Annotated in this window: 19 protein-coding genes; 5 read left to right on the forward strand and 14 right to left on the reverse strand. The window is 68.6% G+C overall.

The window, feature by feature from the left end; translation table 11 throughout:
• Positions 1 to 95: 95 nt before the first annotated feature.
• Positions 96 to 1,511 (reverse strand): phosphomannomutase/phosphoglucomutase, encoded by a 1,416-nt coding sequence (locus tag Q7T15_RS06950; RefSeq protein WP_304694655.1) that lies wholly within the window; start codon positions 1,509 to 1,511, stop codon positions 96 to 98.
• A gap of 53 nt (positions 1,512 to 1,564) precedes the next feature.
• Positions 1,565 to 1,777 carry a DUF3499 family protein gene (locus Q7T15_RS06955; protein ID WP_304694657.1) on the reverse strand — a complete coding sequence of 71 codons (213 nt, stop codon included), beginning with the start codon at positions 1,775 to 1,777 and terminating at the stop codon, positions 1,565 to 1,567.
• A gap of 34 nt (positions 1,778 to 1,811) precedes the next feature.
• On the opposite strand from Q7T15_RS06955, the gene Q7T15_RS06960 reads away from it, so the two are divergent.
• Positions 1,812 to 2,270 (forward strand): metallopeptidase family protein, encoded by a 459-nt coding sequence (locus Q7T15_RS06960; protein ID WP_304694659.1) that lies wholly within the window; start codon positions 1,812 to 1,814, stop codon positions 2,268 to 2,270.
• Positions 2,271 to 2,291: 21 nt separating this feature from the next.
• Here the strand turns inward: Q7T15_RS06960 and Q7T15_RS06965 are convergent, their stop codons facing one another.
• From Q7T15_RS06965 to manA, 6 genes are all read right to left on the reverse strand, one after another.
• Entirely contained in the window at positions 2,292 to 3,680 is a 1,389-nt protein-coding gene (locus tag Q7T15_RS06965; protein WP_304694661.1) for a DUF5719 family protein, read from the reverse strand.
• A complete protein-coding gene (locus tag Q7T15_RS06970; protein WP_304694663.1) occupies positions 3,673 to 6,555 on the reverse strand; it encodes a glycosyltransferase in 2,883 nt (960 codons plus the stop codon). Before Q7T15_RS06970 ends, Q7T15_RS06965 begins: the two co-directional genes overlap by 8 nt.
• A 112-nt stretch (positions 6,556 to 6,667) precedes the next feature.
• The gene (locus Q7T15_RS06975) at positions 6,668 to 6,985 is read right to left on the reverse strand and encodes a WhiB family transcriptional regulator (RefSeq protein ID WP_082514747.1); all 318 of its coding nucleotides are present in this window, start codon (positions 6,983 to 6,985) and stop codon (positions 6,668 to 6,670) included.
• A 235-nt stretch (positions 6,986 to 7,220) separates the two neighbouring features.
• A complete protein-coding gene (gene galE, locus Q7T15_RS06980) occupies positions 7,221 to 8,192 on the reverse strand; it encodes a UDP-glucose 4-epimerase GalE (RefSeq protein WP_304694667.1) in 972 nt (323 codons plus the stop codon).
• 42 nt (positions 8,193 to 8,234) lie between these two features.
• Positions 8,235 to 10,436 carry a cell wall-binding repeat-containing protein gene (locus tag Q7T15_RS06985; RefSeq protein ID WP_304694669.1) on the reverse strand — a complete coding sequence of 734 codons (2,202 nt, stop codon included), beginning with the start codon at positions 10,434 to 10,436 and terminating at the stop codon, positions 8,235 to 8,237.
• A 97-nt stretch (positions 10,437 to 10,533) separates the two neighbouring features.
• On the reverse strand, positions 10,534 to 11,673 hold the full coding sequence (gene manA, locus Q7T15_RS06990) for a mannose-6-phosphate isomerase, class I (RefSeq protein ID WP_304694671.1): 1,140 nt from the start codon (positions 11,671 to 11,673) through the stop codon (positions 10,534 to 10,536).
• Positions 11,674 to 11,788: 115 nt separating this feature from the next.
• On the opposite strand from manA, the gene Q7T15_RS06995 reads away from it, so the two are divergent.
• From Q7T15_RS06995 to Q7T15_RS07010, 4 genes are all read left to right on the forward strand, one after another.
• Complete coding sequence (locus Q7T15_RS06995; protein WP_304694673.1) at positions 11,789 to 12,970, forward strand: acyl-CoA dehydrogenase family protein; 1,182 nt, start codon at positions 11,789 to 11,791, stop codon at positions 12,968 to 12,970.
• 80 nt (positions 12,971 to 13,050) lie between these two features.
• Positions 13,051 to 14,343, forward strand: coding sequence for an O-antigen ligase family protein (locus Q7T15_RS07000; RefSeq protein WP_304694675.1), 1,293 nt, complete (start codon positions 13,051 to 13,053; stop codon positions 14,341 to 14,343).
• Positions 14,340 to 15,611 (forward strand): O-antigen ligase family protein, encoded by a 1,272-nt coding sequence (locus Q7T15_RS07005; protein ID WP_304694677.1) that lies wholly within the window; start codon positions 14,340 to 14,342, stop codon positions 15,609 to 15,611. Before Q7T15_RS07000 ends, Q7T15_RS07005 begins: the two co-directional genes overlap by 4 nt.
• A gap of 383 nt (positions 15,612 to 15,994) precedes the next feature.
• Positions 15,995 to 17,359 carry an O-antigen polymerase gene (locus Q7T15_RS07010; protein WP_304694679.1) on the forward strand — a complete coding sequence of 455 codons (1,365 nt, stop codon included), beginning with the start codon at positions 15,995 to 15,997 and terminating at the stop codon, positions 17,357 to 17,359.
• Between the two features lie 206 nt (positions 17,360 to 17,565).
• On the opposite strand, the gene Q7T15_RS07015 is transcribed toward Q7T15_RS07010, so the two are convergent.
• The 6 genes from Q7T15_RS07015 to Q7T15_RS07040 all read right to left on the reverse strand — a co-directional run bounded on the left by Q7T15_RS07015 (position 17,566) and on the right by Q7T15_RS07040 (position 24,568).
• Complete coding sequence (locus Q7T15_RS07015) at positions 17,566 to 18,813, reverse strand: oligosaccharide flippase family protein (protein ID WP_304694681.1); 1,248 nt, start codon at positions 18,811 to 18,813, stop codon at positions 17,566 to 17,568.
• Positions 18,810 to 19,715: a glycosyltransferase gene (locus Q7T15_RS07020; RefSeq protein WP_304694683.1), complete on the reverse strand. Its 906-nt coding sequence runs from the start codon at positions 19,713 to 19,715 to the stop codon at positions 18,810 to 18,812. Before Q7T15_RS07020 ends, Q7T15_RS07015 begins: the two co-directional genes overlap by 4 nt.
• Before the next feature lie 362 nt (positions 19,716 to 20,077).
• Positions 20,078 to 21,202, reverse strand: coding sequence for a non-hydrolyzing UDP-N-acetylglucosamine 2-epimerase (wecB, locus tag Q7T15_RS07025; protein ID WP_304694685.1), 1,125 nt, complete (start codon positions 21,200 to 21,202; stop codon positions 20,078 to 20,080).
• Complete coding sequence (locus Q7T15_RS07030; RefSeq protein ID WP_304694687.1) at positions 21,199 to 22,287, reverse strand: NAD-dependent epimerase/dehydratase family protein; 1,089 nt, start codon at positions 22,285 to 22,287, stop codon at positions 21,199 to 21,201. Before Q7T15_RS07030 ends, wecB begins: the two co-directional genes overlap by 4 nt.
• Complete coding sequence (locus tag Q7T15_RS07035; RefSeq protein ID WP_304694689.1) at positions 22,284 to 23,333, reverse strand: polysaccharide biosynthesis protein; 1,050 nt, start codon at positions 23,331 to 23,333, stop codon at positions 22,284 to 22,286. The genes Q7T15_RS07030 and Q7T15_RS07035 overlap by 4 nt, the downstream gene beginning before the upstream one ends.
• Positions 23,334 to 23,335: 2 nt before the next feature.
• Positions 23,336 to 24,568 (reverse strand): glycosyltransferase family 4 protein, encoded by a 1,233-nt coding sequence (locus tag Q7T15_RS07040; RefSeq protein ID WP_304694691.1) that lies wholly within the window; start codon positions 24,566 to 24,568, stop codon positions 23,336 to 23,338.
• Positions 24,569 to 24,571: the final 3 nt, after the last annotated feature.

Here is a 24,571-nt window from a genome sequence, read left to right on the forward strand (position 1 = left end):
GGCACGCGCGGCACGCGCGGCACGCGCGGCGCGGGCGGCACGCGCGGCGAGGGCCGGGCGCCGCGCGGGCGGCACGGGCGGCACGCGCGACGCCGCTACGCGCGGATCAGCCCGAGCACCTCGTCGCGGACGGCCGCCATGACCTCGGGCGTCTGCGCCTCCGCGTTGAGCCGCAGCAGCGGCTCGGTGTTCGAGGGGCGCACGTTGAACCAGAACCATCCGTCGTCGACGCTGCCGGTGAACGTGAGCCCGTCGAGCTCGTCGATCTCGGCGCGGCCGGCGAAGGCCTCGACGATGCGCGTGTAGGCCGCGGGGACGTCGGTGACGGTCGAGTTGATCTCTCCGCTCGCCGTGTACGGCGTGTACTGCGCCGCGAGCCGCGAGAGCGGCCCGTCGAACGCGCCGAACTGCGACAGCAGGTGCATCGCGGCGAGCATGCCGTTATCGGCGCCCCAGAAGTCGCGGAAGTAGTAGTGCGCCGAGTGCTCGCCGCCGAAGATCGCGCCCGTCTCGCGCATCCTGTCCTTGATGAGCGAGTGCCCGACGTGGGTCCGCACCGGGATCGCGCCCGCCTCCTCGATCGTCTCGGCGACGATGCGCGAGGTGATGAGGTTGTGGATGACGCGGATGTCGCCGGTGTCGCCGGCGGCGCGCACGCGCTCGATCTCGCGCTTCGCCACGATCGCGGCCACGGCGCTCGGCGTGACGGGCTGCCCGAGCTCGTCGACGACGAAGCAGCGGTCGGCGTCGCCGTCGAACGCGAGGCCGAGGTCGGCTCCGTGCTCGAGGACGGCCTTCTGCAGGTCGACGAGGTTGGCGGGCTCGAGCGGGTTCGCCTCGTGGTTCGGGAAGGTTCCGTCGAGCTCGAAGTAGAGGGGGAGGATCTCGATCGGCAGCGGCGCGAGGCCCGCGGCGGTTCCGAGCACGGCGGGCACGGTCATCCCGCCCATGCCGTTGCCTGCGTCGACGACGACGCGCAGCGGGCGGATGCCCGACAGATCGACGAGGGATCTCAGGTACGCGGCGTAGTCGGCCAGCACGTCGCGCTCGGAGTAACCCCCGGGCTCGGCGACGGCCGGCACGGCCCCCGCCTCGAGGTACGCCTGCGCGCGGTCGCGGATCGCGCCGAGCCCGGTCGCGAGGCTGATGCCCTGAGCGCCGGCGCGCGAGAACTTGATCCCGTTGTAGGTCGCGGGATTGTGGCTCGCGGTGAACATCGCGGCGGGCGCGTCGTACCGGCCGGAGGCGAAGTACGACTCGTCGGTCGAGCACAGCCCGAGGTTGACGACGTGGGCGCCGCGAGCCTGGGCTCCGCGCGCGAAGGCGGCGACGAAGCCCGGCGACGAGTCGCGCATGTCGTGGCCGACCATGACCTCCAACCCTGCCGCTCCGATCTCGTCGACGAACGCCGCGCCGAGCGCCTCGACGACCTCGTCGGTCAGCTGGGAGCCGACGAGCCCCCGGACGTCGTAGGCCTTGATAAACTGGCTCAGGTCGGGTGCGGTGCTCACGCCTCAACCGTAGCGGGGCGCGGCCGGGCGACCAGCCCGGCGGCGGCCCTCGCTCAGCCGACCTCGCCGAGCGCCGAGTAGCGCACGACCTGCCAGCCCTGCGGGGCGGAGAGCGACTGCGAGTGCCGCGAGCACAGGTCGTAGCTGTGCGGCTCGGGCCGGGCGCTGAGGGGGCCGAGGACGGCCATCGAGTCGGCGTACACGTAGGTGAGCGTGCTCACCGCCGTCTCGCCGCACGCGACCTTGCTGCACCCTCGACCGATCATCTCCCTCAGCATACGGCGGCGATACGCTGGAGCCATGCCGTTCGCCTCGCGTCGTCCGCGCTCGTACGCGAGCCCGCGCGCGCTGCCGAGCGCTCGGGCCCGCGCCCGGCACGGCCGCAACGGCCGCTCGCCGGTCACCGGCCCCGACCTGCCGCTCGCGCACACCCGCCTCGACACCTTCGAGACCAACGTGCAGGCGACCGCCGACTACCTGCAGGATCTCTGGCCCGACGAGCTCGCCGACCTCCGCATCGAGGTCCTGCCGATGCCCGACCAGCCGCCCGGCGTCTCGGGCGTCGCGCGCTGGCGGGTGATCCCCCACCACCGGCTCGTGGTGCTCTACCGGATCCCGATCGAGCGCATGAGCCGCCTGCACAAGGAGGACGACTGGCACCGCCGCCTCATGGTCGAGTCGTGCGTGTTCCGCGCCGTGGGCGAGCTCATCGGCAAGGATCCGTGGGATCTCGCGCCCGACCGCTTCCGCCACTGGTAGCGGCGGTCGTCGCGCCCCGGGCTACGGGAAGACGGTGATCGGGCGCGGGGCGGCGACCGGGGCGAGGATGCGCGAGGACGCGAGCCCCGCATCCGTCAGATACGAGATGGAGGCCCGCACCTCTCCGCTCACGATCATCACGGGCGCCGTGCTGCCCGCGAGCTCGAGGCTCGCGCGCGACCGGGGACCGAGCTCGATCAGCGCGCCGTCGACGGTCACGATCGCGGCGTCGTCGGGGGCGACGAGGTGGAGGCGCGCGCCGGCTCCGGGCGCGACCGCGAGGAGGATGTCGCCGTCGGCGTCGTCGAGCGGCGGCGCGGCGGTGAACCAGGCCGAGTCGATGCCGGCGTCGCTCGCGACCGACGCTCGAGCCGCGGCCACGACGGGCGCGGTCGCGTCGATGATGACGCTGTAGTCGCCGTCCGCGAGCTCGCCGAGCGCGAGGTCGATGACCGCTCCCGGCTCGACGCGGGCCGTGAGTGCGGCACCCTCTCCCCCGGTGTCGGGCAGGAGGCTCACGGTGACGTCGGCCGCCTCGTCGCCGGGCACGAGCAGCCGCAGCACGGTCGAGACGTCGATGGCGCCGAGCGCGGCGGCCGCCACCGCGAGCCCCTCGCTGTCGACGACGGGGAGGACCGGGATGACGACGCGCTGGGACGGCGCGGCGACGGGCGTGACGACGTCGACGCCCGCGGGCTCGAGCCCGATGATCGTCGACTGCTGGAGGGTCGCCGCGACCGACCCGCCGCGGCTCGTGACGCCGACGACGGGCGATGCCTCATCGGGCGCGATGCCGGAGAGCGGGATGACGCGCTGGGCGCCCGGCGGGACGATGAGCCCGGACGTGCCCGCGGTGTCGAGCGGGCCGTCGGCCCCCCACACCGCGAGGTCGACGGTCGCGGCTACCTCGCCCGGGTTGCTCAGCACGATCGTGCTCGAGCGCCCCGTCGTCGTGCTGCCGCCGACGAGCCACGAGGTGGGCGCGGGCGGGAGGCACTCGGCGACGGCGAGGCCGCGGAGCTCGGCCTCGTCGAGCTCCTGCCGCTCGGTCGCGGCGACGTCGTCGGCGGGCGCCTCGGCGGGGAGCTCGACGATCGCCGCGCCGCCCCCGACCGCGTCGCTGTCGGAGACCGCGCGCTCGACGAGGCCCTCGCCGGCGCTGCGCCGCACGGTCTCGCCGACGGCGATGATCTCGGGCTCGGGGCCGCGCGACAGGCCGAGGATGGGGCCGCCGCACACGAGCGACTGCGTCGCGCGCACGGGCGTCACCTCGACGGCGCCGGGCTCGGCGGTGACGACGGGCCCGGGCACGGCGAGCACGCCGACGACGAGCGCCGCCGCGGCACCGGCGCCGAGCAGCGCGACGCCGACGCGACGACCGCGCGCGAGGAGGAGCAGCCGATCAGTCATCGTCGTCCTCCGGGTCGAACGTCGTGGCGGGGTCGTCGATCGTGCCGTCCTCCGCGCGAACGCGCCGCGGGCGCGGCCCCGTGGGCACGGCGAGCAGCAGCGTCAGGGCGAGGATGCCGAGCTGGCCGACGAGGATCGGGAGCGCGGTCGCGGGGCGCGCCGCGATCGCGGCCGGGGCCTCGTCGTCGGCGACGACGCGCCACAGCCGCCCGGCATCCGTGTCGCCGACCGCGACGAGGAGCACGTTCGCGTCGAGCGCGGCGGAGACCGACGCGGGGGCGACCGAGTCGGCCGGGTCGCGCGGCGCGTCGGAGCCCGTCGTGCGCGAGCGCTCGGCGAGGAGGACGAAGCGGACGTCCTCCTGCTCGAGGAGGGGCGCGAGATCGAGGCCGCTGCGCACGGCGAGGTTCGCGGCGAGCTCGGCGAGGCGCTCGCGCTCGGGCGCGGGCGCGGCTGCGTCGGTGCCTGCGTCGCCCGCGAGACCCGCGGTCGCGGGGAAGGTCCGGTAGCCGATGAGCGGGTCGCCGGAGCCGCGCTCGAGGCGCGCGGCGAGCCCGCCGTCGACGGGCGTGAGGACGAGCGTCGCGATGCTCTCGTCGGCGACGGCGTCGGCGGCGACGATCGCGGGGAGCGTGCGGTCGGGTCCCGGAGCGACGACCGCGGTGCCGAGGACGAGGGTCGCGAGGGCGGGGCTCGCGGCGAGGACGCTCGCGACGACGAGGACGAGCGCGGGCACGGCTCCGGCGCGGCGGAGCCCGTTGAGGGCGACCCCCGCGGCGAGCGCGAGGCCGAGCCAGTAGAGACCGAGCGCGGGGGCGGTGTCGAGGCGCACGGCGGCGCCCTCGGCGGTCACGACCGCGATGCCTGAGACGAGGACGGCGACCACGAGACCCGACGCCGCGGCCACGAGCGGGATGATCGCTCGCGACCCGGACCGCTGGGCGAGCGCGACGAGGGCGAGCGCCGCGAGCGGAGCGGCGAGGGCGGCGAGGACGGCGGCCACGACGATGGGCGGCGCGTCCGCGGGGAGGAGCCCCGCGATCGGTCCGAGCGCGATCGAGAGGTCGGGCCAGCCGAGCAGGAGCCCCGTCGGCGCGACCTCGGCGGGCTGCGCGGGCAGCCCGGGGTCGGCGAGGAGCCCGAGCGGCGTGCCGCGCAGCACGTGCGCGATCGCGAGCGGCGCGAACAGGGCCGCCGTCGGCACGGCGAGCGTCAGCAGGCGCACGACGCGACGCGGGTTCGCGACCATCCAGGCGACCCAGACGACGGCGAGAGCGAGCCCGAGAGTCGGGGCGGATGCGGTGGTCACCGCCGCGAGGAGCCCCGCGACCGCGGTCGCGCTCCACGATCGCGGCGCTCGGGCGGCCGCCACGATGAGCCACGGCAAGGCGAGCAGCGCGACGAGGGCGGGGAGCCTCGCGTCGACGAGCGACACGACGACGGCCGGGGCGAGCGCGTAGACGGCGGCGACCGCGGCGGCAGGGCCGCGGCGCTCGACGAGGTTCGCCGCCGCCCACCACGCGCCGAGGGCGGCGAGTGCGGGAGCCGCGACCCACAGCGCGACGACCGCGAGCGAGGGCTGCCAGAAGGTCAGCGACCCGAGGGCGGCGAGGACGAAGGCGAAGGGGTCGGAGGGGGCCTCCGCGGTCGCGAGGGTTCCCGCCCAGAGGGTCGGGGCATCCGGAGCCAGCGGGCCGAGGGCGCCGCCCGCGAGGGCCGGCGCGGTCAGCAGCGACGACATCAGGAGGCCGCCGGCGAGGGCGAAGCCCGCGACGACGAGGCCGCCTCCGGGGAAGAAGTCGGGGCGGGGACGGGCCTGCGCCTCACCCGCGCCGAGAGCGGCGTCGCGCGTGATCGCCCGGCGGCGGCGCACCTCCTCGGGCGACATGCGCAGGGCGTCGATCGCGGCCCAGCCGACCGAGCGTGTGCGCGCGATGCGGCGGCGGGCGGCGGGGACGGCCGCGCCCGAGAAGGCGACGGAGAACGCGGCGCCGAACTCGCCGAGCACGCGCGTCGGGCGCTTGCCGAGCAGGTGGCCGAGCGAGCGGAGGACGGCCGCCGGCACGAGGCTCAGCCAGAGCAGCGGCACGAGCGGTGCGGGCGCGTACACGAGGCGGCGGTGCAGCTGGGCGGCGCGGCGCCAGCGGGCGACCGTGCGGGCGTGGACGCGCGGTCGCTGGAACTCGGCGATCGAGCCGTGGACGAAGACGCGGGCGAGCGGCACGCCGACGACGCGGTGGCCGGCGAGGCGAGCGCGCACGCACAGGTCGAGGGCCGCATCGATCGTCGGGAGGGCGGGGTCCATGCCGCCGAGGGCCTCCCACGCGCTGCGGCGCACGAGCAGGCCGGCCTCGCCCATCCCGAGGACGTCCTGCAGGCGATCGTGCTGCGCCTGGTCGAGCTCGCGCTCGGCGATCGCGATCGAGGCGCCCGTGCGGGTGAGGGTCTCGCCGTACTCGGCGATGACGGTGGGATGCGCGGCGTCCATCTGCTTGGCGCCCGCGATCGCGACCGACGGCGCGATCTCGACCGCGCCGAGCAGTCGCTCGAGCGCGCGAGCGTCGGGGGTGGAGTCGTGGCGGAGGAGCCAGAGCCACTCCTCGACGCCGCCGTAGGGCGAGCTCGTCGTCTCGGGCTCGGGGAGGGCGGCGACGGCGCGCGCGATGCCGTCGCCGAAGGTCGTCGAGCGGGGCGCGGTGACCGCGTGCGTCGGGGCGAGATCCATGAGCGCGGCGGTGGTCGCGGCATCCTCTGCGGCGTCGACGACGACGAAGCGGTCGGGCCGACGGGACTGCTCGGCGAGCGCCTCCAGCGTCTGCTGCAGCGCCTCGCCGCCTCGACGGGCGACGAGCACCGCGGTCACTCGGGCTTGCATCGGCCCGAGCCTACGTCGGTCTGGAGCGGCCCGGCGCAGACACGCGCGGTTCGGGCGCGCTCGCTCAGAACGTCGACCGCGTCAGAGGGTCGATGACCTGCCGTCGATGGGATCAGGCGCGGCGGCGGAGTTTGCGGCGCTCGCGCTCCGAGAGCCCGCCCCAGATGCCGAAGCGCTCGTCGTTCTGCAGCGCGTAGTCGAGGCACTCGCCTCGGACCTCGCACGTCGTGCAGATCTTCTTCGCGTCGCGGGTCGATCCGCCCTTCTCGGGGAAGAACGCCTCGGGGTCGGTCTGCGCGCACAGCGCGTCGGCCTGCCAGGCGAGCGTGTCATCGTCATCGGTCGCGCGCACGCGGCGGACGCCGGGGACTCCGAGTCGGACGGGGTCGACGAACCAGTTCTCCGGAACCGTATTGCGGTACTCGCTCATTCGTGACTCTCCTTCCCCCGGGTGGCTGCTCCCCTGCACCCCGCCGGGATGCCCCTAATTACACTCGTGTGATTCCCTCGCGTCAAGTCGCGAATCGTAAAAGGGTCGACCCCGGGTTCAGGGTTGCGACGCGCCGCCGAAACCGTTACAGAGCGAATGTCGGAAACGGGTCGCATACCAGTCCCCGTTCGGGGGTAAGCGGTTGCAGAAGGAGTCGTGCGGCGGGCCGAGAGCGTCAGAGGGCGGATGCCCGGCGCGCCTCCCACGCCGACCGCACCATCTCGGCGAGCGAGTGGCGCATGCGCCAGTCGAGGTCGCGCGCCGCGAGCTCGCCGCTCGCCACGATGCGCGGCGGGTCTCCGGGGCGGCGGGGACCGATCTCGGGGTCGATGGCGATGCCGGTCTCGGCGGCCATCGCATCCATGATCTGGCGCACGGAGACGCCGTCGCCCGAGCCCAGGTTGTAGGCGCGCTCGAGCGGCTCGCCCGCGTCGAGGCGACGCGCGGCTGCGACGTGCGCGAGGGCGAGGTCGGCGACGTGGATGTAGTCGCGCACGCACGTGCCATCGGGCGTCGGGTAGTCGGTGCCGTTGATGCGCGGGGCGCGGCCCTCGAGCAGCGCCTCGAACACGAGCGGGAAGAGGTTGTGCGGGCTCGTGTCGAACACGGCCGGGTCGCCGGAGCCGACGACGTTGAAGTACCGCAGGCTCGTGTGGCGCAGGCCCGCGGCGACCTCCTGGTCGGCGAGCAGCCACTCGCCGATGAGCTTCGACTCGCCGTACGGGCTCGCGGGGGCCTTGGGGGTGCCCTCCGTGACGAGGTCGACGTCGACGGCGCCGTAGACGGCGGCCGAGCTCGAGAACACGCACTTCTCGACGCCGTGGCGCTGCATGGCCTCGAGGAGCGTGATCATGCCCGTGACGTTCTGCTCGTACGTGTGCAGGGGCCGCTGAACGCTCACGCCCGCGTACTTGAAGCCCGCGACGTGGATGACGCCCGTGACGCCGTTCTCGACGATCGCGCGATCGACGGCGTCGGCGTCGGCGTCGAGGATGCTCGCCCGCACGAACGGGACCCCCTCGGGCACGAACCGCTCGTGCCCGCTCGAGAGGTCATCGAGCACGACGGCCTTCAGGCCCGCATCGAGGAGGGCGCGCACCACGTGCGCACCGATGTATCCGGCGCCGCCGGTCACCAGCCAGGTCATGCGGTCAACGCTAGCGGCCCGGAGGTCATCCGGACCGCGCGCTCAGTACTGCGTGGCGACGGTCGTGTGATGCACCCAGTACCACGAGCCGTTGAGCTTCACGCGGTACCAGACGCGGTTACTGGAATCGGCGATCAGCCGAGTGCCGGTCGGAGCCGTGCCCACCACCGTGCCGCCCGGGCCGTTGCGGAGATTGGCCGTGACGGTCGTCACGAGGTTGACCGACGACCAGGTCGCGGGCTCGATCGGCCGATCGCCGAGATGCTCGAACACTGTCCGCGAAAGCCGTGCGATGGCCCAGTTGGCCGCATTCTGATCGCCGAGAACAGCCACGGAGTACGTGCCGATCGGCGCACGCACGATGCCGGCGTCGCCCTCGACGAGTCCGCTCGTGATCCAGAGCTGACCGGTCTTGTTCCCGAATCGGGTGCCGGCCGGAACCCCGGAGGGGATCTTCGAGCGCCACAGCTGCTCGTTCATGAGCGATTTCATGAGGCTCGTCGAGCTCGGCGAGAGCAGCACGCCCTTCTCGAGCTTCTCGAGGAGCACGGCGAGGTCATCGGTCGAGGCCTTCTTCGCCGACTGGTAGTTGCCCGCCCCGTCGTAGCCGACGTAGAAGGTGTTTCGGAAGCCGGACATCCAGAGCTGCCGGTTGATCTCGGTGTTGCCGATGAGGGCGAGCAGGTCGGCGTGGCAGAGGTTGTCCGAGATGTGGATCATCGTCCGCAGGCACGAGCCCACGCTGACACCCGAGCGGGTGAGCGTGTCGAGGCTGATGCGCCCCTGGTCGACCCGCATGAGGACGACGTAGGCGGCGAACAGCTTGATGACGCTCGCTGGCTCCTTCCGTGCCGACCCGCCGATGCTGACCGACCGGTTCATGCCGCCGTGCTCTCGCACCGTGATCGAGTACCGACCGGGAAGCCCTGCCATCTGATCGAGGAGCTTCTTCGTGAGCTGCGCCGCCGACTCGGTCCGTGACGGGATGCTGCAGCCGCGCAGCTTCTCGACCGACGGCGCCACGACGCTGTCGCCGCCGAAGATCGTGACGCGACCGACGGAGAGCCGGTCGAGCGCTTCGACGAATGCGCCCGCCGTCGGGCATCCCTGCGGAACGAGGAGGAGCGGCGCGCCCAGGCGCCCGGCATAGGCGGCGCCCGCGAGCGCGTCCGGGAAGTTCATGCCCGAGGCGAAGAACGCGTGGTCGGAGGCGGTCATGAAGCGCTTGCTGATGGCTTCGGCGACGGCGAACCGATCACTGCCGCCGATCCGGTCGACGCGCGGCACTGCGGAGCGAAGCCCCGCCTCGATCCCGGCGCTGACCGCGCCGGGCCCGCCCAGCACGGTCGCATCGGTGATCCCGAGTCGCGTGAGCAGCTCGCGCGTAGCCGCGTCGAGGTCCGTCAACCGGCCGTCGACGAGGATGACCGGCGCACCCAGGCGGCCCGCGACGCCAGCGCCGGAGAGCGCGTCGGGGTAGTTCTGGCCGGTGGCGATGAAGGCGCGCTTCGCGGTCGGGAAGTAGGTCGACGCGAGTACGCGGGAGACCACGTACCGATCGGCGCCGCCCACGCGCTCCACGGCGATCCCGAGAGCACGGATGCGCGACTCGACGGCGGCGGTCACCGCGCCCTCGCCGCCGAGGATGACGACCTTCGCCGGCGCGAGCCGCACGATCTCGCTCTCGACCCTCGCCGGCAGCGCTGTCGACGGCGTCAGGAGCAGGGGGCCTCCGTGCGCGACGGCTGCGGGGGCGCCGGAGAGCGCGTCCGGGAAGTCGAACCCGTGCGCGAGGAAGACGATCGGCGCCCCCTCGGGGAACGCACCCTCGGAGATCCGGACGGCTACGTCGAACCGGTCCTGGCCCGAGATGCGGTCGACGGTCACGCCGCCGACGACGGTCGCCCCCGGCTGGGGCGCCGCAGCTGCGGCGCCCTCGAGGATCACGGGCGGCTCGGGGGTCGGTGCCTCGTCGGACTCCGGCTCGGCCTCGCCCGACTCCGGTTCCTCCGTCGGCTCCGGTGCGTCGCTCGGCGACGGCTCGGCCGTCGGCTCGGGCTCGGCGCTCGGCTCGGGGTCAGCGCTCGGCAACGGCTCCACACTCGGCGACGGCTCGACGCTCGGCTCCGGCTCGGCACTCGGCGCCGGCTCCGCGCTCGGCGACGGCTCGACCGCGCCGATCGGCTCGAGCGCGCTGATCGCGGCGTTCGCCGGCGACGGCAGCAGCATTCCGAATGCGGCCACGGCCGCGATGATGGCGAGCCGTCGGCTCGCAGAAGAGTTCCCCATGACGTATTCCCCCCGGTGTGCGTCACGCGAAGGCTACATCAGCGCCGGCCGTTCAGGAGGTCGCGATCGCGATTCGGCCCGTTCCGGAAATCCGCAGCGTCTGCTCCTCGGCGACGAGAGCCGACTCGCCGCGACGCAGTTGACCGAGGTCGCCGAGCGTCACCGCTCCCTCGAGGCACAGCACGATCGCGGGGCCGTCGAGCCGCGCATCCGCCCCCTCTGCCAGGGCGACCGTATCGAGGACCGTCAGCGACAGCGGGACGCCCTCGGGGCGGTAGACGGCGATTCCGGGGCGCGGATGCTCGGGCTCGAGCAGGGGCGGCGGCAGCGGCCGCGCATCGAGCACGCGCGTGAGCTCGGGCACGTCGACGTGCTTCGGGGTGAGCCCGCCACGCAGGACGTTGTCGCTCGCCTCCATGAGCTCGAGGCCGAGCCCCTCGAGGTAGGCGTGGATGTTCCCGGCGGGCAGGTAGAGCGCCTCCCCCGGCCGCAGGACGACGGTGCGCATGAGGGCGGAGACGGCGATGCCGGGGTCTCCCGGGTGGTGGGCGCTCAGCCGCGCGACGGTGTCGAGCCAATCGGGGCGGTCGGGCCGGTCGGCCAGATCGACGGAGCGGTCGGTGAGCGCGTCGACGATGGTGGAGACCCCCGGCGAGCGCGCTATGAGCCACGCGACGACCTCGGGCAGGGCGTCGTCGTCGGTCAGGCGCTCGAGCAGCGGAGCGAGCCGCGCGTCGTCGAGCGCGGCGAGGTCGGCACGCGCCTCGGCTACTGGCCGAAACCCGCAGAGGGCGCGGAACGGGTCGCTCAGCGCGACGAGCAGCTCGGGCTTGGCGAACGGGTCCTTGTAGTTGCGCGCGGGGTCATCGATCGGCACGCCCGCGGCGTTCTCTTGCTCGAACCCGGCGCGCGCCTGCTCGGTCGTCGGGTGCGCCTGCAGCGAGAGCGGGGCGGATGCCGCGAGCACCTTGAGCAGGAACGGAAGCCGACCGCCGGGCGCGTGCGCCGCGGCCCACTGCGCGAGATCGTCCTCGTCGGCGCCCTCGACGATCCACGCGGGCGAGCCGGGGTGCGCGCCGAGCCAGAGCTCGGCCTCCGGGCCGCCCGACGGCTCGGTGCCGAGGAGATCGGCGATCGCCGTCGTCGAGCCCCACGCGTACGGGCGCGGGGTGTTGGTGATGCGGATGAGCATCCCGTCGTCTCTCTCTTGCAGGGTCGCGACAACGCGCCCGACGGAACCGCCGACGACGTTGACTCTTCGACCCAACCACATCGACGCGGAGCGGTCTCGACCATAGCCTGACGGAATGACTGACTTCCCTACTCTCGCCAGCGACTTCCTCGGCTTCGAGGCCGACCTCGCCGACCACGAGCGCGAGGCGCTGGTGGCTCTCCGGCAGCACGCCGAGCAGAGCATCCGCCCCCTCGTGAACGACGCGTGGGACAAGGCGGAGTTCCCGCACGAGATCCTGCCGGGCCTTCACCAGCACCCGATCTTCGGGCAGCTGTGGGAGGAGACCCGCACGGGCGACTACTCGGCCGTCTACGGCGGCTGGACGGCCCTCGAGCTCGCCCGCATCGACGCGAGCATCGCCACCTACGTCGGCGTGCAGAACGGCCTCGCGATGGGCTCGATCGGCGTCAACGGCTCGGCCGAGCAGAAGGCGGAGTGGCTGCCGAAGCTCGCGAGCGGCGAGGTCACGGGCGCGTTCGGCCTCACCGAGCCGCTCTCGGGCAGCGACGCCGCGCAGGGCCTGCGCACGACCGCGACGCCCGATGGCGACGGCTGGGTGCTCAACGGCTCCAAGCGCTGGATCGGCAACGCGACCTTCAGCGACATCACGATCATCTGGGCGAAGTCGACCGAGGACGGCCAGGTCAAGGGCTTCATCGTGCCGAACCCGACCCCCGGGTTCACGGCGACGAAGATCGAGCGCAAGCAGTCGCTGCGGATCGTCCAGAACGCCGACATCACGCTCGAGAACGTGCGGGTGGATGCTGCGCTCAAGCTCGAGAAGGCGAACTCGTTCCGCGACACCGCGGCCGTTCTGCGGCTCACGCGCGCCGACGTCGCCTGGGCTGCGATCGGCACCGCGATCGGCGCGTACGAGGCGGCGGTGGCGTACACGAAGGAGCGCGTGCAGTTCGGCAAGACAATCGCGCACCACCAGCTCGTGCAGGACCTCCTGAGCCGCAGCCTCATGAACATCACCGCCTCGATCGCGATGTGCACGCGCGTCTCGCGCATGCAGGACGCCGGAACGCAGCGCGATGAGCACGCCTCGATGGCGAAGGCGTTCTGCACGACGGCGATGCGCGAGACGGTCGCGCTGTGCCGCGAGGCGCTCGGCGGCAACGGCATCGTGCTCGACTACGACGTCGCGCGGTTCCACGCCGACGCCGAGGCGCTCTACAGCTACGAGGGCACGCGCGAGATGAACAGCCTCATCGTGGGCCGCGCGATCACGGGGGTCGGCGCGTTCGTGTGATCGGCGGTCACACCGCCCGTGCCGCCGGCACCGCTCGCGAGCGAGTCGGCGACCGGAGCCCCGCCGGTAGGCTGAGGGTCATGTCCTGGCTCCGCGAGCGCCGCGTCGCGCTCGCCGCCGTGACCCTCTTCGTCCTCCTCGCCGGCGACGGCGTGCGCTACCCGCTCACCTGGTTCGGGTGGGGCGCGATCATCGCCGCTCTCGGCGTCTGCTGGATCGCCCTCGCCGTGCGCTCCCGCCTGTCGTGGCGCGGCGTGCCGATCGCGCTCGCGCTCTTCGTCGGCCTCGCGGTGCTCAGCATCATCTGGTCGGCGTACCGGCTCGAGACGGCGATCGGCGCGGGGCTCCTCGTGCTCACGGCGCTCGGCGGCGTCGTCATGGCCCGCACCCTCACGCTCGAGCAGGTGGTGCGCGCCCTCGGCGTCGCCCTGCGCTGGGTCATCGGCCTCTCGCTCGTCTTCGAGCTCGTGGTCGCGACGATCATCCGGCAGCCGGTCCTCCCGTGGTGGACGGACTACGAGGGCGAGATCCCCCGCGCCTTCTACTGGTCGCGCAACGAGCTGTTCGAGGTGCTCGACGGCGGGAGGATCCAGGGCATCGTCGGCAACGCGAACCTCCTGGGCTTCGCCGCGCTCCTCGCGATCATCGTCTTCACGATCCAGCTGGTCGACCACCGGGTCGGCCAGGCGGCGGGCTACGGCTGGCTCGCCGCCGCCGCTCTGGCATTCGTGTGCGCGGGGTCGGCGAGCATGATCGTCGCCGCGGCCGTGGTCGCGATCGTGGCCGGGCTGCTGATCGTCGCACGGCGCCTCGGGGCTCGCGCGCGCATCCGTCTGCTGGCCTTCAGCGCCGTGGCGGCCGTCGCCGCGCTCGTGCTCATCGCCGTGTTCCGCGACGCGGTGCTCGGGCTGTTCGGCCGCTCGGGAGACCTCACCAACCGCGTCGACATCTGGGCCGCCGTGACCGAGCTCGCGCTCGAGCGGCCGTGGTTCGGCTGGGGCTGGGTCAGCTACTGGGCTCCGTGGGTCGAGCCGTTCGACGGGCTCGCCGTCATCAAGGGCGTCGAGTACCTGCAGGCCCACAACGCGTGGCTCGACGTGTGGCTGCAGCTCGGGGTCGTCGGCGTCGTCGTCTTCGCGGTGCTCGTCGTCACGATGCTGCTCCGCACCGTCTCGTGGGCGGTGGATGCTCCGCTCGGCGACGTCGCCGACTCCCCGGCCCTGCGCCTCCTTCCGGCGCTCATCGCCACGGTGCTGCTCGTGCAGAGCCTCGCCGAGTCGCGCATCCTCATCGAGGGCGGGCTACTGCTGCTCGTCTGGCTCGCCGTCGCGAGCCGCACCCACGGTCGCGCCCTCGCGGGGATCGGGCGATGAACGACCGCGCCCGCTCGATCGTCGACGCCGGGCGCTCGGCGCTCGCGTCGCCGCGCTTCACGCAAGCACTGACCGAGGTCGCGATCGCCGTCGCGCTCTGCATGCACGCCGTTCGGGCGTTCCTCGGCTGGCCGGGGGCGCTCGCGGTGCTCGCGGGCCTGGTCGTGCTCGCGGCCCTGTCGCTCGCGGGCCAGCCGGAGCGCGTGGAGTGGCAGGGCATCCTGCCCATCTCGCTGCTCGCGCTCGTCGGCTTCATGGTGGCGAGCGGCTTCTGGAGCCAGTACCCGCTCGCCACCTGGGGCGGCGTGCCATACATGCTCGCGTTCGCCTTCCTCGGGCTCTACATCGCGCTCGCGCGCGACACGATCCAGATCGTGCGCGGGGTGGGCAATGCACTGCGCGTCGTGCTCGTGCTGTCCTTCGCGCTCGAGATCCTGTCGGGCATCATCATCGACACCCCGCTGCGGTTCTTGAGCATCGAGGGCAACCTCGCCGTCGGCGGCCCCATCGAGGGGCTCGCGGGCACCCGCAACTACTTCGCGTTCTTAGGCGGGCTGGCTGCGCTCAGCTTCTGGATCGAGTTCCGCACGCGATCGGTGCCGCGCGGTCTGACGATCTTCTCGCTCGTGCTCGCGGCAGCGACGATCGTGTTCGCGCGCTCACCCGTGACGGGCGTCGTGCTCGCGGCGGTGCTCGCCGCGGGGCTCGTGCTCGTGCTGCTGCGCCGCCTGCCCGCCGAACGGCGGCCGGCCGTGCAGAGCGTGCTGCTCATCTCGGCGGTGGTCGCCGCAGCTCTCGGGTGGTTCTTCCGGCAGCAGCTGCTCGCCCTCGCGGGGGCCACGGCCGATGTCACGATCCGCACGAGCGTGTGGGCCGACCTGGAGAAGTTCATCGGCCAGTACCCAGCGCAGGGCTGGGGCTGGCTCGGCGCGTGGCGCGAGGACCGCTACCCGTTCCTCGTCGTGCGTGATGCCGTCGGCCGTCAGCCCGACTCGGCCCTGAACGCCTACGTGGATGCGACGCTGCAGCTCGGATTCATCGGCCTCGGCCTTCTGCTGGTCGCGCTGGGCCTCGCCTTCGTGCGGGCGTGGCTCGTGGCGACGGAGCGCCGCTCGACCGTGCACGTGTGGCCCGCGCTGACTCTCGTACTGCTCGCGACGACGAGCATGACCGAGAGCTACCTGCTCGTCGAAGGCGGCTTCATGCTCTTCGTGATCGCGGCCCTCGTCGCGGCGCGCGAGCGGTCGTGGCGCGGGCGGTTGCGGTGAGCCCCACCCCCGCTAGGCCACGGAACGCACGGCGCACGACGGCACGCGGCCGAGACTAGTAATCTGGCAGGACTCGAGCTCTCGATTCGTCTTCCGCCTCCCACAGGCGCCACTCGAGCTGTCGGCGCCCTCTTGGAAGCGGGTCCCCGTCGGATCCGCCGCCTCGGCTTAGGCCTATACGACCTCGCTTGGTCCTAGGCGTACGCTGGTTGGGCACGACGTGACTGCCCGGCCCGTACGATTTCTTCAAACCGATTATGTTCCGCGAAAGAAATTCCGTTGCCGAGCCGAGGCCATGAAGGGAACATTTCCACTATGACTTCAGACTACATGCCGGGAGGGCCGGATTGACCCTGGGTGCAGTAGCAATACTTCTACTGTCCATGGCCGCAATTGCATTACTAATTGTTGCGAGCGGGCGGGTCGGTCTCCTTTCAGCCGTCGGTCTATTCACCGCAACAAATTGGGTAATGGCAGTCGGCACTATCGCGCGTTTGGACTTCACTCGCGAGGATGACCTGTTTCATGCGGTTCTTCTGATCGCGACCTCGCTCGTCTTCACCATCGTCGCAATCGCCGCGCTGTTTACACTCAAGCATGAAAGGTTCGAGATTTCATCAGTCCGCCGGCCGCATCTCTCGGTAGATCGGACAGCCATCGCAGCCCTCATCGTGATTTCTCTGCTGATCTCAGTGGCATACTATTCGGCGATCGGTTACCTGGCCTTCTTCGACGGACTTGCAAACACATTCCGCGGGGCAGACAACGATGTCGCCTCGCTTCGTCTCGAGTCTTACAGCGGCAGTCAGTACTTTTTTCCAGGGTACGTAAATCAGTTTAAGAACAGCCTTCTGCCCGCGCTCGTCATCGTAGCGGTCACCCAAATTTGGGTCAGTAGACTGCGGCTGAGGTTTGTGCTCACCGCCACTCTTATATTGGCTTCCTTGATTATGCTCCTTGGCACGGGTCAACGCGGCGCTTTTGTTCTCGTAGGCATAGCGCTGGCCATCTACGCCGCTCTCTCTTTTCCAAGCACTTTCAGGCGAATACTTTTGCAAATCGCCGTCCCAGTACTGGCAATCTTTCTTCTATCCACGGCAGCAACTGGTCGTGCGTCCGTAGGCGTTCGATCCCAGAATACCGCGCTGGACCAAGCAACAGAGCTTTGGAACCAGCTCGCTTTTAGGATATTCGGCAGCAACCAAGAGTCGTCAATTATCGGATTTCGTTATGTGTCATCACTCGAACCAGTTGGCGGTGCCGATTGGTGGTCGACTCTCGTTGGTCTCCTGCCAGGGCAGTCCACATTGTCCATTGACAATGTTATATTTGGGCTAATATATGGCTCGCAACGCGGAACTGCTCCTTTATCGATCTGGGGTTCCGTTTTCCACAACTTCGGGTTCGTTGGTGCAGTTATGTGGGCTGCTCTCATGGGACTTGCAACAGTGTTAATCAGTCTAAAGGCTCACAAGTTGCGAGGCAGCGGCTCGCTAGTCAGCATCGTCGGGGCCGCCGGGACGAGTGCGGTTGTCGGCACGTGGATCGCAGGCTCACCGCTTTTCCTCCTGAATTCAGGAATCGTCGTTTATGCATTCCTCTGGGCTTGGGGACGCCAAGGCGATAGGCGGTTCAACAGTGCAGTAGCTCCTACAACAGCGCCCGCAACACGGGGCCGTTTGAGACCAAGACGGCTGACCGATTCCGGCCCACGGGCCCGCAACGCGAACAGTGCCGTATTCCCGTAGGCAGTCTGCAGCCGCCATCGGACCGCACGCCTCTTAGCCAGGGCGACTCAATCTTAACGGGCCTGGTTTGCTCGAATCTGTGATTTCTATTCCTGGCCGGCGGCGCCATGCACGGAATTGCGGGCACTGGACTCTTGACTAATCAGCGCCGGTTCTTGCGAAGCATTTCAGTTGCGAACACTTCGAGTAGAGCATCACCTCGCTCTTCATCCGCCCGAAAGTGAGACGGCGCGAAAACAAAGGCACCATAGGGCTGCATAGGCTGCAAAAGACGAGATGGAGAACGCCCATGCCATCCCGGAGGCGTCCGCTCCCGCGGCGAATGCGCCAAGAATTACTACAACTACAACTATGAAACGTGATGCATCCCAATAAAACTGCGCTCGATGGTGTCCATGGACGATCATAGTCTGGCTTAGCGGCACGACAATTAACTGCGCTCCCACTCCTAGCGACAATGCCTGAGCGATGAGGCCCGCCTCAACCCAGGCGTCGCCGAACACTGGCTCAAAGGCTAGAGGTGAGAGAAAGTAGACGGCAAGCCCCACAGTGGCCCCCGCAATGAGAAGTAGCAAGCTGGTCTTCAGAAACAACGAGCGAGAGTTTCCCTGCATATTTCGCAGAGAGAAGGCGGTCTCGGCGGTGTAGACCTGCGCGAGTGATTGCCCGAGGAGCGCCGCAGGCGCGGATAAGATCCGCTGCGCGAAACCAAATAGTCCCGCGGCCGCTGGACCCAGTAGGAGGCCAAACAGCAGTATCGGGGCCTGTGTGCCGAGGGTGTTCAGCAAGGATGACGGTGCGACAACCAGGGGGAAGTGGGCCGTGCGCTTCACGACAACACCTAAGCCCGTTTGACGAAGCCCCCGAACATCGCGCGCCAGACTCAGGCCTCCAACGCGTGCCGAATAAACGGTGCCAATGACTCGACTTAGGAGGTAGCCAACGGTAAGTCCCGCGGGAAATGAAAATGCACCGAGCCCGACCTGCGAGCCCGCCAGGGAGCCATTCAAGATCAACGATCGCCAGGCAGCCTGTCCGTAGCGACCGCGTCGGACCAGGTATGCGGAGGAAAGCTCGAAGAGTCCCGCAAATACAACAACAACTGGAATGAAGAAGTATTCGACGGCCAGCGTATCGACTAGCCCAGTTGCGCTACCGACCGCAATAACGAGGAAGACTATTGCGATAGCTGTGGCACCCGCAGTTAGGTAGCAGGCACCGAGCATCGCAGCTTCGCGCGCCTGGCGATTATTGGCCGATGTCGCCACCGCAAGGTCGAGCCGTCCCGAGAGAATCACCATCAGCATGGCTGACACCGAGACAATGATAGCGTAAATGCCGAATTCTGACGGGTCGAAGAGGCGCGAAAGTACCGGTGAAACTAAGATCACGATCAGTTGGCCAGCAGCGACGCCGGCCCCGATTTTCACAACCCCCGCGAGGAGTCTTCTCATACGACGGGCCGACCAGGCTCGCTCCCACGGTTGACCCGAGCCGCCATCGCTTCCAGTACCGGTCGCACTTCGGCTTCCCAGGTCAGTTTCTCGTCTCCGAATGCTCGGCACCGAATCGCATATTCGCTCAACAGCCCGCGGGTCTGACTTATCGACGTAACCGAGTCCGCAATGGATCTTGCGGTCACCTCTGTGAGCCATCCCACGCGGTGAGCGTCGACGAAACGCCTGTTCTGCGGCAAGTCACCCGCGAGAACGGGTCGGCCAGAAGCCACACACTCTAAGATCTTATTGGAGAGCCCGTCGTTTCCCGGGGTAGCTGGGTCATAGAGCACGAATCCGAAGTCGTGAGCGAGATATAGCGCTGATACGTCTTCATTAGCAATTGGTCCAACCCAGTTGATCATGTCCTGAACATTGCGGGAGGCGGCTCGAGCTCGGAGGTCGGCGAGGTAGGCCTCTCGACCGGGGCCGGCGATTGTCACCGAAAAGGCTACCCCTCGGTCTCGGAGGATCGCGAGGGAGTCGACCAGCTGTTCGAGTCCTCGACTCTCAAAAAGTGAACCGATCAGCACCCCCCGAAGCGGTGTCCCCGGCTTCGCCAATAATGGTTCGAACGGGGCACGCCACGACTCCAGTGGCGCGTTTCGCACCTCCGCGACTGCGGAGAACCCGAGATTCCGCAGGAAAGCTGCGTCTTCACCCACCGCGATCGTCGCGAGAACCGACTGTTTGCTCGCCGACGCAAGCCGTCGTCGTTCGACTCGGGCGAACACCGTCGCAAGAGAGCCCTTGGCGACTACCTCTCCCGGGCGTTCGGGAACGTCAATGATCAGGTCTGAAGCGAACTTTCGTCGATGTCTTAACGCCAGCCCGAGTAGGGCAGGCGTGGTGACGTACACGAACCTGCTCGGTTGTCGGAGCACCGCCTTCGCAAGTCTGCGGTGTGCTGGTGCATATGCGATGAGGAGGTTCCATATTCGGCTATTTATTCCACTGGACTGTTTGATCGGGCCGACCTCGACTTGGCTGACATTCACGCCGTCTATCGCCCAGGAGCCCGGGCGATCGCGAACACCGGTCCGCCCCACCGCAGCGAGGGATAAGAAAGCAGTCCGCCACTCTTGCGCAATGACAAACGCGGCCTTGCGGGCTCGAGTTGCAAAGCGATATGGAACCAGTGAAAGCACAAGGACGTCAACGGGGCTTGCTCCGACATTGCTTACTCGCAAGTGCATGCTTTCGTTTGCCGATCGAAACGGGGTCACGATTGCCGAATGCCCGCGCGGCGGTGGTGAGTGCGAGTGTTCGAGAGGATAGAGGCGACCACTCGACGCGATGTGTCAGAGACCGCGTATTCGGCTGGAACGGTCGCCGGCTCGCGGGCACCAACAGCAAAAGCAATTCCTTCCCTGATGGATGCCAGGTGAACCCCAGCGGTTATGATCCCTCCGACATCCAATGCCTCCGGGCGTTCGATCTGGTCGCGCAGGGTCACAGCTGGGAACCCGAGCAGGATCGATTCCTCGCTGATCGTGCCACTATCGGAAAGCACGACCATCGCGTTGCACTGGAGCTGCAAGTAGTCGTGAAAGCCGAAGGGAGCGTGCATTCGGATCCGTGGACTGGTGTCGAGTCCGCTAGCTTCCAGCCGTTTCCTGGTCCTCGGGTGCGTCGAAACCAAGACATCGACATCATGCTCGACCGCGAGCGCTTCGAGAGCCGCCACGGCGGCCGTCAGACGGCTGGGCTCGTCAACGTTCTCTTCTCGATGGAGGCTGACGAGGATGTATCGGCCCGGTGCGACCTCTGCCCGCCTCAGTACATCGCTCGCCGACACGGCAGCCCGATTGGCATCCAACACTTCCCTCATCGGAGAGCCGGTCAGCAGGACGCGCGACGGGTGGATACCCTCTGCGAGCAGATTGCGGCGAGCGTGTTCGGTGTAGACGAGGTTGTAGTCGGCGACGTGATCGACGAGACGTCGATTCGTCTCTTCGGGAACGTTCTCGTCGAAGGAACGATTTCCCGCCTCCATGTGGAAGACGGGAACTTTCATCCGCTTGGCCATTACGGCGGAGATGGCGCTGTTGGTGTCGCCCAAGACGAGCATCGCGTCAGGAGCGTGCTTGAGGATTGCCGCCTCGGTCTTCAGGAGGATGGACCCGAGGACGGCCCCGAGCGAACTCGTGTCGGCCTCGAGGAACACGTCGGGCCGGCGGAGCCCAAGGTCTTCGAAGAACACCTCGTTGAGCTCGTAGTCGTAGTTCTGCCCCGTGTGCACGATGATCTGCTCGCAGTGCTCGTCGAGCAGCTTGATCGTCTCGGAGAGTCGGATGATCTCGGGCCTGGTGCCGATTACGGTCATGACTTTCAGGCGTTCGGTCATCGCACTGCCTCCGCATACGTATCAGGGTGATCGGGGTCGAAGATATCGTTCGTCCAGAAGAGCGTCCGCAGTGTCGAGTCGCCGATGTTGGTGATGCTGTGGGACCACAAGGCGGGCATGTCGATGCTGACTGGGTCCTCCCCGGAGACGACCACGTCAACGATCTTGTCCGTGAGCACGCGCCTCAGCGAAATGCGAGCCGTCCCGTCGATCACGGTGAAGCGTTCGACCTTCCGTCGGTGGAAATGATCGCCCCGGGTGATGCCGGGCACGGTCGTGGAGTACGACGCCTGCCCGGTGCCCCCGTGGGACCGGATGACCTCAACGAAGTCCCCCCGCGCATCGACGTGGCGTCGATGAGCGATCGGACGCAGTTCCTCGGTGAGGAAAGACCGGTAGGTGTTGAAAAGGTCGATGTCGAGGTTCGATGAGAGCGCGGGGATCTCGCCGGTGCGGTAGACGGACGAGATCGAGCGCAATCGGTCGAGCAACTCGCTTACTGACAACCCGAACGAAGGGAGCGCCGGGTGTTCGACATCAGCGAGCAGCAGCACGTCAGCGGCATCCTGCGCGTGCAGCATCGTGAGCTGCTTGTCGGCGACGACGCTGGGAGATTCCCCTTTCGCAAGTAGGCTGCAGAATGTGGCGGTCACGGAGTTGTAGTGCGGCCGGCCGTGCTCACCGAAGAGGTTCGGTAGCAGCACGTCGACGAACATGACGCCCCGATCGGCGCACCACCGCCTCAACAGCTGGCCGGCGTCGGCCTTCGTCTCTCCGTAGACCGTGCCATTACCGGCCTGGGTGGAGTTCGCGTAGACGAGCACCGAAGGTACGCTCGACGCGCCCTCGAGCGCGGCGATGAGCTGCTCAGCCATCAGGCGATTGCCGGAGCGCACTTCATCATCGTCGCCGCGGTTCACGCCGGCGAGGTGGATCACCCGATCGGAGGCGGCAATCCCGTGGGATGCTCTTGCTAGATCGAAGCCATCCCCGAGCGCTATCGCTGTAGTCGGAATGCCCGCCGCGAGCGCTGCCGCACGGAGGTGCCATCCGAGGAACCCGTGCCCTCCCGTGACGGAGATCACGGCGACGACACTCCGTTGCGCGCGGCGCTCGCCAGTTCCGCTCGGATCTCGGGGAGCCCTTTGAGCATCTGCTCGACCTCGGCGACGGAAAGACGCGGCACGGTGTGGGAGTCGTAGTCGGCGTACTCATTGAGCGAGGTGTCGCCTTCGTCGACGAACAGCGAATAGTTCAGGTCGCGAGCGTCGGCCTGGATGCGGAAGTACTCGCCCATGTCGGTCGCGCGGGAGAGCTCTTCGCGACTGGCCAGCGCCTCGCTGAGCTTCTCGGCGTGCCGGGTTCCAATGACCTCGATGCGAGCTTCCGGCCGGAAAAGGTTGATCATCGCCTGCGCGAGATCGCCGATCGTGCACGCGGAGGCCTTCTTGATGAACAGGTCGCCCTGCGCCGCCTGGTGGAAGGCGAAGTCGACGAGGTCGACCGAGTCGCCCAGCGACATCATGAAGCGCGTCATGGCGGGGTTGGTCACCGTCAGGTTGCGACCGGCCCGAAGCTGTTCGAGGAAGAGCGGGATGACGGAACCGCGCGAGTACATGACATTGCCGTATCGCACGCACGACACGATGGTCTCGGCTCCGCGGTTGTTCAGCCCGAAAGACTGCGCGACCTTCTCCATGAGCGCCTTGCTCATACCCATCGCGTTGACCGGGTAGACGGCCTTGTCGGTGCTCAGGCATACCACCGAGGAGACGCCCGCGTGATCGGAGGCTCGGACGACGTTCTCGGTTCCGATGACATTGGTGCGCACGGCCTCCATCGGGAAGAACTCGCACGACGGCACTTGCTTGAGCGCCGCGGCGTGGAAGACGAAGTCCACGTTCTTGACTGCACGCTCGACACTGCCCGGGTCGCGTACGTCGCCAACGTAGAACCTCAGGCGAGAGTCAGTGAACGCGTGCCTCATGGCGTCCTGCTTTTCTTCATCCCGGCTCAGGATGCGGATCTCCCCGACCTCCTGCTCCAGAAGCCGTCGAGCGACGGTGCGCCCGAAGGATCCCGTTCCTCCAGTGATGAGCACAGACCTGCCCGCGTAGCTATCCGACAACACTCTTACCAATCCTTACTTTGGGTGGTTCGCCTCACGTCGTGAAGAATCCGCTCGATCTTGTCCACTCCCGACGACCTCGAGAGCTCCGACTCGTAAAGAGCGCGCGCACGACCTGACATGGCCGTTCGATCACCAGCCGACATCGCCGAGGCCCGGCGCAGACCATCCGCCAGCGCCTGCGGGCTGCCGGGCGCGCAGGCGATGCCCACGGAATGCGCTTGCACCAAGGCGGCGACGTCACCCTGCACGGTCGTGATGACAGGTTTGCCGGCGGATATCGCCGCCTGGAACTTCGAAGGGATCGTTCCTCGAAAGATCTCCAGATCGAGAAGAGTGACCAACTGGAAGTCGGACATGCGGTGGATCTTGTCCATCTCCTCCGGCGGAACGCGGCCAACGAACTGGACGTTTCGAATGGACAACTCTCTCGCGAGCTTCTTGAGGCGGCTTTCTGCCACCCCCGATCCGACCAGAGTGAGGGTCAGCGATGGTACATCCTCGACAAGCTTGGCAGCCCGGATCACCGTCTCCAGATCCTGATGGTCACCGAAGTTGCCCGCGTACACTACGTTGATCGCGTCCGACCCATCCACACCGCGCAATGCTCCACTCTCACCAGGTTCCGGTGTCGCCCAGTTCCATACGTGATGCGCACGCTCGGCGGGCACTCCTCGATCGATCAGCATCTCAGACATGGATGGTGCGATCGCGATGGTGGCGGAGGCAGTTCGGTAGAGCATCCTGAGCCACGGGTTAAGGATTGCGGCGATTGCGCTCTTCGATCGCTTGCCTCCCGCCATGCTCGAGCCCGTTATCGACTCCGGCCAAAGGTCCTGTATGTGCAGGACGTAGGGGAGCCGGAATATGCGCCTCCAGATCGAAGGGCCGACTGCGGGCGTCATCTGCGTCGCATATACGTACACCACGTCCGCCCGTCTAATCCACCACCCGAACATGGCCGCGGAGACTGCGAAGCTGAAGTAGTTCAGGAAGCGCGCGAGAGCGTTATAGGAATGGCTGATGTACAACGGAACCCGACGGAGTTCGACATCATCCACCTCTGCGACGTCGTTGAATCTCATCCGATACCCATCGAAAATGCGGCCGCTCGGATAGTTCGGGTATCCCGTGATGACACGAACGCTGTGCCCTCGCGAAACGAGCTCCGTAGCGAGCGACTCGGGTATGCGTATCGATTCCGGGGCGTAGTACTGGGTGACGATTGCGATTTTCATGGT

Origin of the sequence: Microcella sp., from assembly GCF_030645145.1 — a bacterium.
Taxonomy (GTDB): Bacteria; Actinomycetota; Actinomycetes; order Actinomycetales; family Microbacteriaceae; genus Microcella.